General features: G+C 57.9%; 16 protein-coding genes. 7 read left to right on the top strand and 9 right to left on the bottom strand.

Annotation, left to right across the window (positions count from 1 at the left end):
• Positions 1-228: 228 nt before the first annotated feature.
• The 6 genes from ECL_RS00255 to ECL_RS00230 all read left to right on the top strand — a co-directional run bounded on the left by ECL_RS00255 (position 229) and on the right by ECL_RS00230 (position 6,149).
• Positions 229-543, top strand: coding sequence for a PTS sugar transporter subunit IIB (locus ECL_RS00255; protein ID WP_013094822.1), 315 nt, complete (start codon positions 229-231; stop codon positions 541-543).
• An 11-nt stretch (positions 544-554) separates the two neighbouring features.
• A complete protein-coding gene (locus ECL_RS00250) occupies positions 555-1,880 on the top strand; it encodes a PTS cellobiose transporter subunit IIC (protein ID WP_013094821.1) in 1,326 nt (441 codons plus the stop codon).
• Between the two features lie 17 nt (positions 1,881-1,897).
• Positions 1,898-3,271: a glycoside hydrolase family 1 protein gene (locus ECL_RS00245; RefSeq protein ID WP_013094820.1), complete on the top strand. Its 1,374-nt coding sequence runs from the start codon at positions 1,898-1,900 to the stop codon at positions 3,269-3,271.
• Between the two features lie 11 nt (positions 3,272-3,282).
• A complete protein-coding gene (locus tag ECL_RS00240) occupies positions 3,283-3,585 on the top strand; it encodes a PTS lactose/cellobiose transporter subunit IIA (RefSeq protein ID WP_008500136.1) in 303 nt (100 codons plus the stop codon).
• 134 nt (positions 3,586-3,719) lie between these two features.
• Entirely contained in the window at positions 3,720-5,099 is a 1,380-nt protein-coding gene (locus tag ECL_RS00235) for a carbohydrate porin (RefSeq protein ID WP_013094819.1), read from the top strand.
• Between the two features lie 144 nt (positions 5,100-5,243).
• Positions 5,244-6,149 (top strand): EamA family transporter, encoded by a 906-nt coding sequence (locus ECL_RS00230; protein ID WP_013094818.1) that lies wholly within the window; start codon positions 5,244-5,246, stop codon positions 6,147-6,149.
• A 48-nt stretch (positions 6,150-6,197) separates the two neighbouring features.
• Here the strand turns inward: ECL_RS00230 and nepI are convergent, their stop codons facing one another.
• From nepI to ECL_RS00215, 3 genes are all read right to left on the bottom strand, one after another.
• Positions 6,198-7,388 carry a purine ribonucleoside efflux pump NepI gene (gene nepI / locus ECL_RS00225; RefSeq protein WP_013094817.1) on the bottom strand — a complete coding sequence of 397 codons (1,191 nt, stop codon included), beginning with the start codon at positions 7,386-7,388 and terminating at the stop codon, positions 6,198-6,200.
• A gap of 64 nt (positions 7,389-7,452) precedes the next feature.
• The gene (locus ECL_RS00220) at positions 7,453-7,980 is read right to left on the bottom strand and encodes an SRPBCC domain-containing protein (RefSeq protein ID WP_013094816.1); all 528 of its coding nucleotides are present in this window, start codon (positions 7,978-7,980) and stop codon (positions 7,453-7,455) included.
• Between the two features lie 96 nt (positions 7,981-8,076).
• A complete protein-coding gene (locus ECL_RS00215) occupies positions 8,077-8,529 on the bottom strand; it encodes a DUF1198 domain-containing protein (RefSeq protein ID WP_013094815.1) in 453 nt (150 codons plus the stop codon).
• A gap of 99 nt (positions 8,530-8,628) precedes the next feature.
• On the opposite strand from ECL_RS00215, the gene ECL_RS00210 reads away from it, so the two are divergent.
• Entirely contained in the window at positions 8,629-9,531 is a 903-nt protein-coding gene (locus ECL_RS00210) for a LysR family transcriptional regulator (protein WP_013094814.1), read from the top strand.
• On the opposite strand, the gene ECL_RS00205 is transcribed toward ECL_RS00210, so the two are convergent.
• The 6 genes from ECL_RS00205 to ilvN form a co-directional block, all read right to left on the bottom strand.
• A complete protein-coding gene (locus tag ECL_RS00205) occupies positions 9,519-10,523 on the bottom strand; it encodes an alpha/beta fold hydrolase (protein WP_013094813.1) in 1,005 nt (334 codons plus the stop codon). The genes ECL_RS00210 and ECL_RS00205 overlap by 13 nt on opposite strands.
• A gap of 161 nt (positions 10,524-10,684) precedes the next feature.
• Positions 10,685-12,076 (bottom strand): hexose-6-phosphate:phosphate antiporter, encoded by a 1,392-nt coding sequence (gene uhpT, locus ECL_RS00200; protein ID WP_013094812.1) that lies wholly within the window; start codon positions 12,074-12,076, stop codon positions 10,685-10,687.
• A 140-nt stretch (positions 12,077-12,216) separates the two neighbouring features.
• Complete coding sequence (uhpC, locus tag ECL_RS00195; RefSeq protein WP_013094811.1) at positions 12,217-13,536, bottom strand: MFS transporter; 1,320 nt, start codon at positions 13,534-13,536, stop codon at positions 12,217-12,219.
• On the bottom strand, positions 13,529-15,034 hold the full coding sequence (gene uhpB / locus ECL_RS00190) for a signal transduction histidine-protein kinase/phosphatase UhpB (RefSeq protein WP_013094810.1): 1,506 nt from the start codon (positions 15,032-15,034) through the stop codon (positions 13,529-13,531). The genes uhpC and uhpB overlap by 8 nt, the downstream gene beginning before the upstream one ends.
• Positions 15,031-15,624, bottom strand: a complete 594-nt coding sequence (gene uhpA, locus ECL_RS00185; RefSeq protein ID WP_013094809.1) for a response regulator transcription factor UhpA — start codon at positions 15,622-15,624, stop codon at positions 15,031-15,033. The genes uhpB and uhpA overlap by 4 nt, the downstream gene beginning before the upstream one ends.
• A gap of 82 nt (positions 15,625-15,706) precedes the next feature.
• Positions 15,707-15,994, bottom strand: a complete 288-nt coding sequence (ilvN, locus tag ECL_RS00180) for an acetolactate synthase small subunit (protein ID WP_001171659.1) — start codon at positions 15,992-15,994, stop codon at positions 15,707-15,709.
• Between the last annotated feature and the right edge of the window lie 3 nt (positions 15,995-15,997).

Raw genomic sequence — 15,997 nt, 5'->3', positions numbered from 1 at the left:
CCAGTAAGGAGTATATCCGTTTCCGTTTCCCATGGAAACCGATTTTCCGTTTCCACTCAAAATGATGTCAAAACAGCCAAATTCTGTGACGCACATCGGGTTAATTAGCCTCATATATAAGGGATCTTGATGGTTGTCACACTTCTGTCTTTTATAAATGGAAACCGGTTTCCATCTGATATCCAATCATTACCGCAATATCTATTTACATTTTGAGGATGGTTGTCGATGTTCAAGATTATGCTCTGCTGCTCTGCCGGGATGTCCACCAGCCTGCTGGTCAGCAAAATGGTCGATGTGGCGAAAGAACGCGGTTTGGCGGTAAAAATTGATGCGTACGGCGTTTCCGAATTTGATACGCAGTTTCCGCAATATCAGGTGGTGCTTCTCGGACCGCAAGTGAAATACATGTTACAGACACTCTCAGACAAGGCGGCCACAAAAGGCATTCCGGTCCAGCCCATCGATATGATGGACTACGGCATGCAGCGTGGCGATAAAGTACTGGACTATGCTCTGTCGCTCATCGAAGCGGCACACTAAAAGGTGTTCACATGAGTTCGTTATATCAATCCATGGTCGCGGTGATTGAGCAGTCAATTACCCCGCTGGCCGCGAAGCTCGGCCAGCAAAAGTATGTGATTGCCATCCGCGACGGCTTTACCGCCGCGCTGCCGTTTATGATCATCGGCTCGTTTATGCTGGTGTTCATCTTCCCGCCGTTCTCGGCGGATACCACCAACAGCTTTGCCCGCGGCTGGCTGGATTTCTCCCAGACTTATCGCGAACAGCTGATGCTGCCGTTTAACCTCAGCATGGGCGTGATGACCTTCTTCATCTCGGTGGGGATCGGGGCGAGCCTGGGGCGTCAGTTTAATCTCGACCCGGTGATGTCCGGCCTGCTGGCCTTTATGGCCTTCCTGCTGGTCGCCGCGCCGTATGCGGACGGTAAGATCTCCACCCAGTACCTGTCTGGTCAGGGGATTTTCACTGCGCTGATCACCGCCATCTACGCCACCCGCGTCTACGCGTGGCTGAAGCAGAACAACGTGACCATTCGTCTGCCGAAGGAAGTCCCGACCGGCGTGGCGCGTTCGTTTGAGATCCTGATCCCGGTGATGGTGGTGATTGGCACCCTGCATCCGCTGAACCTGTTTATCGAGGCGCAGACAGGCATGATCATCCCACAGGCGATTATGCACCTGCTGGAACCGCTGGTCTCTGCGTCTGACTCGCTGCCCGCCATTCTGCTCTCCGTGCTGCTGTGCCAGATCTTCTGGTTCGCCGGTATCCACGGCTCGCTGATTGTCACCGGCATCATGAACCCGTTCTGGATGGCGAACCTGTCGGCAAACCAGGCGGCTCTGGCGGCCGGTGCGGCACTGCCACACGTTTACCTGCAGGGCTTCTGGGATCACTACCTGCTGATTGGCGGCGTAGGCTCCACACTGCCGCTGGCCTTCCTGCTGCTGCGTAGCCGGGTAACGCACTTACGCACCATCGGCAAAATGGGCGTTGTGCCAAGCTTCTTTAACATCAACGAACCGATCCTGTTCGGCGCCCCCATTATCATGAACCCGATGCTGTTTATCCCGTTCGTGTGTGTTCCGCTGGTGAATGCGTGCCTGGCGTACGCGGCAACCAAACTGGGCTGGCTGGCACAGGTGGTATCGTTAACGCCGTGGACCACGCCCGCACCAATTGGCGCCTCATGGGCTGCCAACTGGGCGCTGAGCCCGGTGGTGATGTGTCTCATCTGTATGGTGATGTCAGCGCTGATGTACCTGCCGTTCCTGCGTGCTTACGAGCGTACGTTGATGAAAAACGAAGAGCAGAAAGCTCAGGCAACCGTCGGTACCGCTGAGACCGCAAGCAATTAAGTCAAAGAGGAAGCGTCATGAAATATACATTCCCCGATAATTTCTGGTGGGGCAGCGCAAGCTCTGCTCTCCAGACCGAAGGGACACGAGAGGGTGAAACCACATGGGATTACTGGTTTGCCCGCGAGCCGAACCGTTTTCACAACGGCGTGGGGCCGCAGCATACCTCCACGTTTTATCAGCACTGGAAAACGGACATTCAGCTGTTAAAGCAGCTGAACCACAACAGCTTTCGCACTTCTATAAGCTGGGCGCGCCTGATCCCCGACGGTATCGGTGAAGTGAATCCAAAGGCGGTCGAATTTTATAACCAGGTCATTGATGAGCTGATCGAGCAGGGCATTACGCCATTTATCACCCTGTTCCATTTCGACATGCCGATGGCGATGCAGGAGATTGGCGGCTGGGAAAACCGGGAGGTGGTGGACGCTTACGCCCGCTATGCGCAGATTTGCTTCGACCTGTTTGGCGACCGCGTGCTGCACTGGTTTACCTTCAACGAGCCGATTGTCCCGGTTGAAGGCGGTTATCTGTACGATTTCCACTACCCCAACGTGGTGGATTTCCGTCGGGCGGCCACCGTGGCGTATCACACCGTGCTGGCCCACGCGAAGGCTGTCCAGGCCTACCGCGCCGGACATTACGCAGGTGAGATCGGCATCGTGCTCAACCTGACGCCGTCCTACCCGCGCTCGCAAAACCCGGCGGACGTGAAGGCGGCGCACATTGCGGATCTGATGTTCAACCGCAGCTTCCTGGACCCGGTTCTGCGCGGCGAATACCCGGCCGATCTGGTGGCGCTGTTGAAATCTTACGACCAGCTGCCCGCCTGTAAACCGGAGGACAGTTTCCTGATCGCGGAAGGGAAAATCGACCTGCTCGGCATTAACTATTACCAGCCGCGTCGCGTGAAGTGTCGCGACAGCGCGGTGAACCCGCAGGCGCCGTTTATGCCGGAGTGGTTCTTTGATAACTACGAGATGCCGGGCCGCAAGATGAACCCGTACCGTGGCTGGGAAATTTACGAGCCGGGTATTTACGATATTCTGGTTAATCTGCGCGACAATTACGGCAACCCACGCTGTTTTATTTCTGAAAACGGAATGGGTGTCGAAAATGAACAGCGTTTTATTGAAAATGGCCAAATCAATGATCAATACCGCATCGATTTTATTTCCGGACATTTAGCCTGGCTGCATAAAGGTATTAGCGAAGGGTGTCACTGTCTTGGTTACCATATGTGGACGTTTATTGATAACTGGTCGTGGTGTAATGCGTATAAAAACCGCTATGGCTTTATTCAGCTCGATTTAACTACGCAACAGCGCACCATTAAAAAGAGCGGAGAGTGGTTTGCTGCCACCTCTTTACATAATAGTTTCGAGAAATAGAGAGAAAGACGATGATTGCCTTAGAAGAAGCCGTGATGGAAATCATCGTCAATGCGGGTCAGTCGCGCAGCCTGTGCTTTGAAGCACTGCACGCTGCGCGGCAGGGCAACATTGACGAAGCCAAAAGCCTGCTGCGCGAAGCCGATGGCTACGCGCGCCAGGCGCACAAGATGCAGACCAAACTCATTGAGCAGGATGCGGGTGAAGCCCGTCAGCCGATGACGTTAATTATGGTGCACGCGCAAGATCATTTAATGAATTCATTACTGGCGCGTGAATTATCCGAAGAAATTATTCATTTATATCAGAGATAATCTATGGCGAAATAACGAGTAATACCTGTGTACCTTAAATAGAAATCCACTTGTTCTGATGATAGCGACATACTCTGTCAGATCGGAGCGGGATGGTTATTGTCTGAATAAAATTAAACTATATTGAGATAACCATGACTACCCTAAAAAAACTTCCATTAACCATGGCGGTTATCGCCGCGCTTTGCCCAATTTCTGTACTCGCACAGGAATTTACCCAGGAACAAATCGACGCCATTGTGGCAAAAGCGGTGGATAAAGCCCTCGCGGAGCGTCAGGCCAAAATGGATGCCGCGGTCGCGAAAAAAGCCGACGTGGTGACGGAGCCGCAAAGCGCGGCGCAATCCCCGGATATGGCTATTCCGTTCGGCATTAAATTTACCGGTTATGCCCGCTACGGCGCGCACTTCCAGGCCGCTGACCAGAAATACGTGGCGGTGGACGGTTCCTATAACGGGGCATCAGCCATCGGTCGTCTGGGTAACGAAGGCAACGGCGGTGAATTCCAGCTCTCCAAGGCCTTCAAGGGTGACAACGGCGCCATCTGGGACATCAACGTGATGATCGACCACTGGGGCGATGAAGTTAACCTGAAAAAAGCCTACGCGGGGGTGACCAACATTATGGCCTCCAACCCGAACGCCTACTTCTGGGCCGGTCGTGACTTCCACCAGCGTCCGCAGCAGGGCATCAACGATTACTTCTGGATGAACCACGACGGCCAGGGCGCCGGGGTGAAGAACTTCGACATCGGCGGCGTGCAGTTTGACGTGGCCGCGGTGGCGGCGGTGGAATCCTGTAGCCCGGAAGTCATGGAAGATGAAGCCAACCCGTCACGCATCACCTGTACCGGCGGGTCCGGCACGGGCGACAAAGGTAACTACGCGGCCACCTCTAAAATCCACGGCATGAAAGTCGGTCCACTGGATCTGGAGCTTTACGCCAACTACGGCTTTGATTCAAAAGCGGTGGAGAGCGATGAGCGTCTGAATGCCTGGCAGGGTGGCGTGGTGCTGAGCCACACCAACGACAGCGGCGTGAACAAGGTGATTGCCCGTTACTCTGATAACGCGGACAACAGCGTGTTCAATAAAACCGAGGATCTGACCACGGTCTATGCCAGCTTCGAAGGGCTGTACAAATTTACCCAGGCCACGCAGGTGGAGTACATCCTCGCCTTCCACGACTACGACAACAGCCGTGATAAGACCGATAACCGTAAGAACTACAACGCCATTGTACGTCCGATGCACTGGTGGAACGACGTCCACTCCACCTGGCTGGAAGCAGGCTGGCAGCATGTGGATTACGACAACGGCGGCGACAACAAGGGCTGGAAGCTGACCCTGTCGCAGAACATGTCTATCGCCATGGGGCCGGAGTTCCGTCCGATGCTGCGCTTCTACGTCACCGGCGGCAAAGTGGATAACGAACGTACCGCCCGCGTGAACAATACCAAAGACGAAACGCTGGACGACTTCAACGTCGGCGCAATGTGGGAGGCGTGGTTCTAAGGTAAAAGCAAAACGGCAACGAGAGTTGCCGTTTTTAGTGTTTGCTCCCTCTCCCTGTGGGAGAGGGTCAGGGTGAGGGCGTCAGGCCGCACACAACCATGCTATGCTGTTGACCGAATTAACGACAACATCGCAGGGGAGAACATGGGTTCCACACGTAAAGGGATGCTGAACGTCCTGATTGCCGCCGTTTTATGGGGCAGCTCAGGGGTTTGCGCGCAGTACATCATGGAGAAAAGCCAGATCTCGTCACCGTATCTGACCATGGTTCGCCTGCTGTTTACCGGCCTGATCCTGCTGACGCTTTCCTTCGTTCACGGCGACAAAATTTTCTCGGTCATCAAACATCGTAAAGACGCCCTCAGCCTGCTGTTTTTCTCCCTGGCTGGCGCGCTCACGGTGCAGCTCACCTTCCTGGTGACAATCGAGAAATCCAACGCGGCTACGGCCACCGTGCTGCAGTTTCTGTCACCGACGATTATCGTGGCGTGGTTTGCGCTGGCGCGGAAAAAGCGGCCGGGTCTGTTTGTGCTTTCCGCGATCCTGACCTCACTGGTGGGGACATTTTTGCTGGTCACCCACGGCGACCCCACTTCACTCTCCATCTCGCCTGCGGCTTTGTTCTTTGGCATTGCCTCGGCCTTTGCCGCCGCGTTTTACACGACGTATCCGTCAACCCTGATCGCCCGTTACGGCACCTTGCCGATTGTCGGCTGGAGTATGTTGATCGCCGGCTTAACGCTGACGCCGTTCTACGCCGGACGCGGCACCGCGTTTGTTATTGACGGCAGCCTGCTGCTGGCGTTTTTCTACCTGGTGGTGATCGGCACGGCGCTGACCTTCAGCCTGTACCTGAAAGGCGCGCAGATGATCGGCGGGCCGAAAGCGAGCATTCTGAGCTGCGCCGAGCCGCTGAGCAGCGCGTTACTGTCGGTGATTTTACTGGGCGTGGCGTTTACGCTGCCGGACTGGCTGGGCACGCTGCTGATCGTGTCGTCGGTGGTGTTGATTTCGATGGATTCGAGAAAACGGGTGAAAGCCCCGGAGTAGCCTGTTGCCCTCACCCCAGCCCTCTCCCACGGGAGAGGGAGAAAAGCATTACTTCGCCTTCACTTTCCCAGCCACCAGCAGCGCGGTCAGCAGCATCAGCGTGCCGGAGATGACCAGCGGCGACGTCAGCCCCAGGTGGTCGAGCGCCACGCCGCCCACCGCCGCGCCGCAGGTGTTCGCCAGCTGGATCACCGCCACCTGAATCGACCCGGCTTTTTCAGCCTGATCGGCAAGCGAGCGGGTGATCCACGTCGACCAGCCCACCGGCACCAGCGCAAAGGCAAAGCCCCAGATAATCGCAATCGCCGAGGCAACCCATTTGTCGCTGCCCCACAGAATGAGCACGACGGCACTGACAGCCAGTACCAGCGGGGCGCCAGCAAGCGCCACTTTCAGGGAGCGCTTCAGGAACTGAGACGACAGCGAGGTGCCGACAAAGCTGGCGATACCGAAGCTGAGCAGCACCAGCGTCAGGCCATCCACGTCAAAGCCCGCCATGGTCATAAAGACCGGGCGGATATAGGTAAAGAAGGCAAACTGCCCGGCAAAGGCCATGAAGATGGCGGTCATCCCCGCCAGCACGCCGGGGCGCTTAAGCAGACTGAACATGTTCTGTTTATGGTGCGCCGCTTCTCCCGGCAAGGACGGCAGCGCTTTCCACACCCACAGAATGCAGAGAAAACCCATCACCGCTGCGGCGTTAAAGACGTTACGCCAGCCGATGATTCCGCCAAGGAAACTCCCCAGCGGCGCGGCAATCACCAGCGCGATGGAGACCGCGCCAAAGATAACGGAGAGGGCTTTCGGCACGGTGCGTGCCGGCACCAGACGCATGGTGAGCGAGGCGGACATTGCCCAGAAACCGCCCAACCCCAGACCCAGACAGGCGCGGCCGAGCAGCAGCAGGGTGAAGCTCTCCGCGAAAGAGACCAGCAGACAGGAGAGCGTCAGGAGCACGCTGAAGAGAATGACCACTTTGCGGCGATCAATCGCGCCAATAACCTGCGTGATAAACAGGCTGGCAAACATCGCCACAAACGCGGTCACGGTAACGGACTGCCCTGCTACGCCTTCGGAAATGCCCAGATCCTGCGCCATCGGCGTCAGCAGGCTGACCGGTAAAAACTCGACGGTAATAAGACAGGCGACGCAGAACGCCACGGAAAAAACCGCCGACCAGTTGGGGCGAGAAACCTCTTTGGTCTGCGGTCTGGTCGTGGGCTGGATATGTTCTGTCATGGTGTCACCTGAGATAAAAACGTGCGGGAAAGTCGCGCAGTTTATCATCAAAAGTGTGACGAATTTAACGTTTCGACAACTTTTCTTGCATCGCCGCCTTCGCCAGCCCGACGATCCACTCCTGATGCCCGTTGATCATCGGGTTCGGTAGGGTACGTGCTAATTCCTGTGCCGGAACGCCTTTCTGCGACTCCTGAGTCAAAATACGGACGCGGTTACCCGGTAAGTCTTCAAACAGCCAGGCGTGGATCACATCCAGACGCGCGCTCTCCTCCCCTTCCACCCAGCCGTGCCAGGCGATACGCGCCGCCTCGCCATCGACCGGCGGAACATACTCCGTCACCTGCGCCTCAACCGGAAAGCCAAAGGTCGTGAAGCGGAAGCGGGCGTTGGCGCTCAGTTCCGGACCGCTGCCGTCGTGAAAACGAATATCTTCGGCGTTGCTGTAGTAGTTCGGCCACAGGGTAGTGTCGTTGAGCTGCGCCCAGATCGCTTTTGCGCTCAGCCCGGCGACAATGATTTCGTTGGACGCAAAGTTATCGGTGGTGCCTGGCAGGTAATCGTCTGGCCAGATAATGGCGGATTGTTTCATGGTTCACCTCATCGTTAGTGGATGAGGTGATGGTGCGCCCGTGAGTGGTATAAATCTAATGATGATGCCTTATACTCATCATCACGGTTCGTGATATCAGTGCAGGTAAAATACACCCTCTTCCGGCAGAAAGAGCTGGTTGTAACGCAGCTGGAAAGCGTTCAGCTCCTGCGGATCCGGCTCCATCTCGCGCATAAAGCCAAGCGCCAGACGAATTTGCGCATCGGTGATCGGCGCGGCCAGACGGGCTTTACGCAACATGCGGTGCCAGGTGTGGAGATTCTCTTCGCTACCGTCGACGATACAGACCTGCCAGATGAGCAGCACCTGGGCAACGTTTTGCAGATGCGCCTCGTCCGGGCGTTCAAGATAACGGATAAACTCATTGCCGGGCGTTTTACCGAACTGATCGATCATCGATTCTACCGGCATCGGGGTGATACCCAGCCGTTCGCTCAAGCGTTTGATGGCGCGGCGGGAATCCGAGGTCAGGACACGAAACCCAACCACAAACACCACGGCAAGCGTTGCCAGCATTATCCAGACCATGCGTTCTCCTTTGAATAGCCGCTCATCATAGCGGGAAACGCAGGGTATCGACAGCGGGCACGGCCATAATAGTGAACTGAAAAAAGGTAGAACATCGTCATGAAAACGGATCTGCGCACGCTGGATCTTAACCTGCTGAAAACGCTCGACGCCCTGCTGGATGAACGCAGCGTCACCCGCGCGGCGACGCGTCTGGCCCTGACCCAGCCGGCGGTCAGCGGCATGCTGAACCGCCTGCGGGATTACTTCGACGACCCGCTGTTTATCCGAGCGCCCCACGGCATCGTACCCACGACGCGTGCGGAAGAACTGGCCGCGCCGGTGAAGCGCATCCTGGCAGATATCGACCTCCTGCTGCAGCCGGTGGCGTTTGACCCACGACAGGCCACCCTCACCTTCACGCTTGCTGCCACCGATTACGCGCTCCGCGCGATCGCGGTGCCGTTTATCGCGGCACTGAAGGTGCGGGCACCGGCAATACGCGTGCGGGTTATACCTGTCGATTCCGAGCGGATGATGAACCAGCTTGAACGCGGGAACGTTGACGTGGCGCTGATCACGCCCCACACCACGCCAGACGACCTGCACAGCCGGGCGCTTTATGATGAACGGTACGTTTGCATGATGCGTGCCGACCACCCGGACGCGGGCAAACCGCTCTCTCTGGCGCGCTTTTGCGCCCTTGAGCACGTGCTGGTCTCTTATGAGGGTGACAGTTTTCGCGGCGTGACGGATGGCGCGCTGGAAAAAATGGGCCGGACGCGGCACGTGGGGTTATCGGTGAGCAACTTCCTGGTACTGCCGGATGTACTGGCGATAAGCGATATGATCGCCGTGGTACCGTCACGGATAGCGGAAAACCAGACGGGAATGTTTGTCTGCGACACACCGGTTCCGGTGCCGGGTTTCACCAAGTGCATGGCCTGGCACACCAGAACACACCGTAATCCCGCGCAGATGTGGCTGCGCGGGTTGTTGCTGGAAACCAGTCAGCGCGCCTGAAGCCCTTTCAGCAGTGCCTCGTGGAAGCGTGCAGGATCCTGCATCTGCGGCGCGTGCCCCATGTCGTTGAACTCGACCAGCGTCGCGTGCGGGATGCGTTTCGCCGTCTCCTTCCCCAGCACCGCATAGTTGCCGAGCGTTTTGCGGATCTCAGGCGGGGCGAGATCTTTCCCGATGGCGGTGTTGTCCTTCGTGCCGATCATCAATAATACCGGCATCTTTAGTTCACTAAATTCGTAGATCACCGGCTGGGTGTAAATCATGTCGTAAAGCAGCGCCGAGTTCCAGGCCACACGTTCTTTTCCCGGCCCGTTGTTAAGCCCGGCAAGCATGGTGACCCAACGCTCGTACTCCGGCTTCCACGCTCCGGCGTAGTAGGTATTTTTCTCGTACTGACGAATGCCGTCGGCGCTGACCTTCAGCTCGCGCTGGTACCACTGATCGACCGTAATATGCGGCACACCGCGTGCTTTCCAGTCTTCCAGACCAATTGGGTTGACCATCACCAGCTGCTCCACCTGCTGCGGCCACATCAGCGCGTAGCGGGTCGCCAGCATGCCGCCAGTCGAGTGGCCGATAACCGTCACGCGATCGAGGCCGAGCGTTTTCAGCAAGGCGTGGGTGTTATCCGCCAGCTGCTGAAAGGTGTACTGATAGTGCTCCGGTTTGGTGGATTTACAAAAGCCAATCTGGTCGGGAGCGATCACCCGATAACCGCTGGCTGAGAGCGCACGGATAGTGCCGTCCCAGGTACCGGCGCAGAAGTTTTTGCCGTGCATCAGCACCACGGTGCGGCCGTTGGGTTTTTCCGGCTTCACGTCCAGATAAGCCATATCCAGAGACTGTTCCTGGGAGGTAAACGTAAAGTGTTTTACCGGCCAGCCGTAGTCGAAACCTTCCAGCTTCTCGCCGTAGGTGGGCGCATCCGTAGCCATTGCGTGGGTTGCCAGCGCCATCAACAGCGCCAGGCAGGATAATCGTCGGGTCAACATGCAAGCTCTCCCATAGCAAAAGGAATAAGGCTGCGCGAAAGGCGGCAGCAAAAAAAACTGTAGAGCAAGGAGAGGGGCGATTGTGTAAAGCGGGGTAAAAACTGGAATTTAAAACAAAAAAGCCCGGCATCACACACCGGGCAAAGAAGTCACCTGCACACTCAGGCTGCTTTTAATTTCTGCACACGATTTTCACGGCGAATTTTACGTTCTTCGAGCACCGCAACCATCGCCATCAGGACGATACAGCCGATGGCGGCGGCATCCAGCGCCGCAAAGGTGCCTGCCCAGCCGGTGAGGCCGAAAATCGGCGTGCCGTCGGCAATCATCCCCAGACCCAGCTTGGCGAAGCTGTCGCCGATCAGGTAGGCGAAGGTGCCTTTAATTCCATCGGCGGCGCCGATCGCTTTTTTCGGTACAAAACCTACCGCCGCTACGCCGATCAACAGCTGCGGACCAAACACCAGGAAGCCGAGCGCAAACAGAGACGCCAGGTAAACGTACTGGTTGCTGGCGTGCTGGTAGACGCCCAGGGTAGCGATAATCAGCGCCAGCGCGACGCAGGCCACCAGCGCACGACGACCGTTGGCGAGGTCAGAGAGCCAGCCCCACAGCAGCGTACCGACCAGCGCACCCACCTCAAACAGGGTAAAGCCCTGAATCGCGACTTCTTTAGAGAGCTTCAGCTCCTGGAAGGCATACACGGTCGACCACTGGTCAATACCGATGCGCACCACGTACAGGAATATGTTGGAGAAGCAGAGCAGCCAGATCACTTTGTTTTTCAGCACGTACTCAACAAAGATCTGCCATTTTGTCATCTCGTTCTCTTCGGTCTCTTTGTCCTCTTCGCTGATCGCCTCGCCGAACAGCTCTTCGGCTTTGCCGAGGCCATAAGATTCCGGAGAGTCGCTGCCGAAACGCAGACCGATAAACCCGACAATCAGGGCGATAATCGACGGGAAGATAAACATGCCGATGACGTGACCATCAAACAGGTAGTTCGCGCCGAACAGCGCCACGCCTGCTGCACCCGCCCCGCCGAGGTTGTGGGAGATGTTCCACATACCAAGGTATGAACCACGCTTACGGCGCGGGGTCCATTTGGTGATGGTGGAGTAACTGCACGACCCACCGGTACTCTGGAAGAAACCGCTCAGAGCGTAGAAGGCGATCATCAGGAACAGGCTGACGGAGCCCGCGCCCATGCTGGCGCTGAAGCCGAGCATACAGATGGCGGAGAGGATCAGCATAAACGGCAGGAATTGCTTGGTGTTTTTGCCGTCTGCATAGTACGAGACAACGGTTTTGCCCACGCCGTAGGTGATGGAGAAGCCCAGGCCAATCATCCCCAGCTGCGTCATGCTCAGCCCGTAGGTGGAGATCATGTCGTTCTGCGCGATGTTAAAGTTTTTGCGGATCAGGTACATGGTCAGGTAGCCGATAAAGACCACCAGATAGGACTGCATGAACGGTTTGAACCACATTTTGCGCCGCACGTCGAGCGGCAGATCCAGGGTCGGCTTGCGCACCTGATTAAGGAAGGCCAGCATGGTTTGCTCCTGAGCTGATTTTTACCTGCGAATGGCAGGCATTGTAAAAATCAGCCAGGAGAGATGCCTGAGACAGCGTCCAGGTAAAACCGGGAAAATTTCTTAGTTTTGCGCCACTCGGAGTGAAAAGGTGAGGCGCATCACATCACACTGGCTTCACGCGGCGCCTGCGCATGCAAAAACGGCAGCAGCAGCAGGGCCGATATCCCCGCCGCGATGGCGATCACGGCAAAGAAACCGCTCCAGTGCCAGATGTCGATCACCCGCGCCAGCGGCCAGCCGGAGAGGGACGCGCCCAGGTAGGCGAACAGCCCGACGAAGCCCGTCGCCGCACCGGCCGCCTCTTTATGCGAGCATTCTGCCGCCGCCATGCCGATCAGCATCTGCGGGCCAAACACGAAGAAGCCGATGGTAAAGAAGCACGCCGCCTGCATCACGTAGCTGGCGAACGGCATCAGCCACAGCGAACCGACGGAGAGTAAGATTCCTGCCGCAAAGATTAGGTTCATTGGGCCACGGTTGCCGTTGAAGAGCTTATCCGAGCCCCAGCCCGCCACCAGCGCGCCGATAAACCCGCCCAGCTCGAACATCGTCACCGCCGAGTTGGCGGTCACCAGGTCCACCCCCAGCGTCTCGGACATGTACAGGTTACCCCAGTCGTTGATGGCCGCGCGCACCACGTAGACCAGCACGTAGCAAAGCGACAGCAGCCAGATATACGGGTTTAACAGCACGTATTTGGTGAGGATCTCTTTGCGCGTCAGCCCCGCCCCCTCAAGCTGTTGCGCCACTTCCATTTCATCGTGCCGCCAGTCGCCCACCGCGGGCAGCCCCACGGTTTGTGGCCTGTCGCGCAGCCGCCAGCAGAGGAACAACCCGGCCAGGATCGCCAGACCACCGGCAATCATCATCCCCGCGCGCCAGCCGTAGTGCAGCGCCGCGGCACCGACCACCATTGGGATCAGCGCGCCACCGACGTTATGCGCGGTGTTCCAGATAGCCCACCAGCCGCCGCGCTCGTTGCGCGAATACCACGCCGTGAGCAGGCGGGCGCAGACCGGCGCGCCCCAGCCCTGGAAAAAGGCGTTCAGCGCCCACAGCAGGGCAAACGCCCAGAGCGAGGTGGAAAAGCCAAACAGAATATTCACCACTCCAGTTGCGATTAGCCCAAAGCCCATAAAGTAGCGGGCATTGGAGCGGTCGCTGACGATGCCGGAGAAGAACTTCGACAGGCCGTAGGTGATGTAGAACAGCGTCGCCAGCAGGCCGATATCGGTGCGCGTCATCACGCCGCTGGCTAGGATTTCCGGCGCGGCGGCGTTGAAACTTTTGCGGGTAAAGTAGAACAACGCGTAGCCGAGCCAGATAGTGATCAGGATATGACGACGCCAGTAGCGGTAGCGGGCGTCGATCTCCGCTTTGTTGCCTATCGGCGCGGCGTTTGCGGGGGTTTTAAACATGATGGCTCCTTAGCGGCAGGCTGACGCTGACGCGCGTCCCGTGGGTGCAGGAGATATTCAGTGTGCCGCCCAGCGCCTTCACGCGCTCGCGCATGCCCGCCAGGCCAAACCCCTGCTGCCCCGAGCCCGGCGGCAGGCCGCAGCCGTCGTCCTCAATCACCAGCCTGAGGCTTTCATCCTGCTGCCAGCCCTGCAGCGTCACCGCGCTGGCGTTGGCGTGTTTGACGATATTGTTCAGCCCTTCCTGACAGACGCGGAACAGCGTGACGCGCTGGCCTTCACTCAGCAATGATTCATCAATGCGCCAGTCGAGATGGCTGACAATTCCGCGGCTTTCCAGCTCCATCTCGCGCATCAGGGAGCGCACCGCCTGTTCAAGAGAGAGATCGTCCAGCTGGCGCGGACGGAGCCTGCCCAGCAGGCGACGCACCGAATCGTACACGCCAAGAGAGAGCTGTTCGATATGCGCCCCGCCCTGCTTCACTCCGGCGTTATCCGCCGCCAGGCGCTGAACAATGCCCGCCTGGGTGCGAATGGCGGTAATGGTCTGGCCGATGTCGTCATGCAGTTCGCGCGCTACCTCCTGGCGCACGCTCTCTTCGGTCTCCAGCAGGCGTTCTGCCAGGCGGCGATTGCGCGACAGTTCGGTTTGCAGGGACTGGTTCAGCTCACGCAGGCGCTGAATACCTGCCCCGAGCAGCAGCCCGGTCAGGCTCTGCGCCAGCAGAGAGAGCAGTAAATCGACCGGGTGATCGTGCCAGGTCTGGCTGGCAATCAGCGCGATGGCGTTCATCAGCGTGGCGATCAGCGCGCCCTGCCAGCCGTAATGCCAGGCGAGAGCAATGATCGGCAGCGCCAGACAAAACGGGGTAAAACGGGAAAGCTCAGCAGGCAGGCCAAGCTGCAGCCACAGGCTCACCACAAACAGCAGCAGATACCAGATGAGATGTCGGGCGCGCCAGTTAACCGGCTGGGAGACCAGCGATGGCCCGAGCGGCTGCCAGACAGTGCTGGTGAGATAGTGCCAGAAAACCAGACAGGTGGGTGCCAGCGTCAGGCCGCCGGTCAGGGTCAGCAGCAAGGCGTTAAGCATCTCCTTTTCGCCTACCCACGGCAGGGATTGCAGCAGCGCGGCAGCAATCAGCGCCGCCCCCTGGCGCAGCAGCGTGCGCCAGTCGCGCTGGTGACGATAGCGGGAAATCAACGCAACCGGGAGGAGCGTGAGCAGGCTTCCGGTCATCAATAAGGGCAGATGCGCGAGGGCGACTTCCTGCGACAACCAGATCAACATCAGCCACTCTGCGCCCAACAAAACCGGCCAGTAGCCGCGCGGGCATTGCAACATCAGCCCCAGACGCAGGCCAAAGGGAAACAGCAGCACCGCCAGCTCCGGGCGTTCCACCAGATGCAGGCTGATGCTCCACAGGCAGAACCAGGCGGCAGAGAAGATAAAAAAGCTGGCAACAACGGCGATCAGCCGCGAAATCAACGGGTTCATTGCCAGCTATCGAACATACGGCGCGCCAGCTCGACGTCGTTGCTGACGCCGAGTTTTTCCATGAGGTTGGCGCGGTGAACGTGCACGGTTTTGGGCGACAAACCCAGTTCGGCGGCAATCTCTTTCACCGCCATCCCCTGCGCGAGTTTTTCTGCCACCTGACGCTCACGCCGGGTAAGCGGATCCTGACGTCCGGCCGCCAGCTTGAGGGCGATATCCGGCGTCAGGTAGCAGCCGCCCGTCGAGACGGTGCGCACGGCGGCGATCAGCTCATCCGGGCTACAGCGTTTTGACAGAAACCCACGCGCACCGGCATTGAGCGCCTGCTCCACCAGCGCCGGGCTGTCATGAACCGAGAGCATGATAATCGCCATCCCTTTCGGTAACTGACTTAGCAGCTCCAGCCCGGAGAGATCTGGCATTGAGATGTCACAGATACAGACCTGTACGCCACGCCCCGGCAGGCCCGCCAGCGCCTCGCGCCCCGAGCCGAACTCTGCCACCACCTGAAAATCCGGTTCGAGGTTTAAAAGCTGGGCAAAGCCGGAGCGAACGATAAGGTGGTCGTCGATGAGAGCGATGGTGGTCATGTCTGTTCCTGCGGTCTGAAAACGCCGGATGGCGCTGCGCTTATCCGGCCTACAAGAGCGAAAGACGCTTACCTTAAGCGATCTATTCGAAGAACACCGCAATTTTGTTAAACATGGTGGGATCGGACTGGTTGCGCGCCACTCTGGTGACGTCTTCCAGCTTGTCGATCTGGGCCATCATCTGCTCCAGACGCTGATCGTCGTTCACCAGTAGCCAGATGCGACTGTGCTCGCTGCCCTGAATCGGCAGACAGAGAATGCCTTCGACGTTAAACGCGCGGCGGGCAAACAGCCCGCAGACGTGGGTCATGACGCCAGGGTGGTTGCGGACGGTGAGTTCCAGAATGACGTTTTCATGTTGTTTCTGCATGGC

Origin of the sequence: Enterobacter cloacae subsp. cloacae ATCC 13047 (assembly GCF_000025565.1) — a bacterium.
Taxonomy (GTDB): Bacteria; Pseudomonadota; Gammaproteobacteria; order Enterobacterales; family Enterobacteriaceae; genus Enterobacter; species Enterobacter cloacae.
This window is presented reverse-complemented; position numbering and strand designations above follow the sequence as displayed.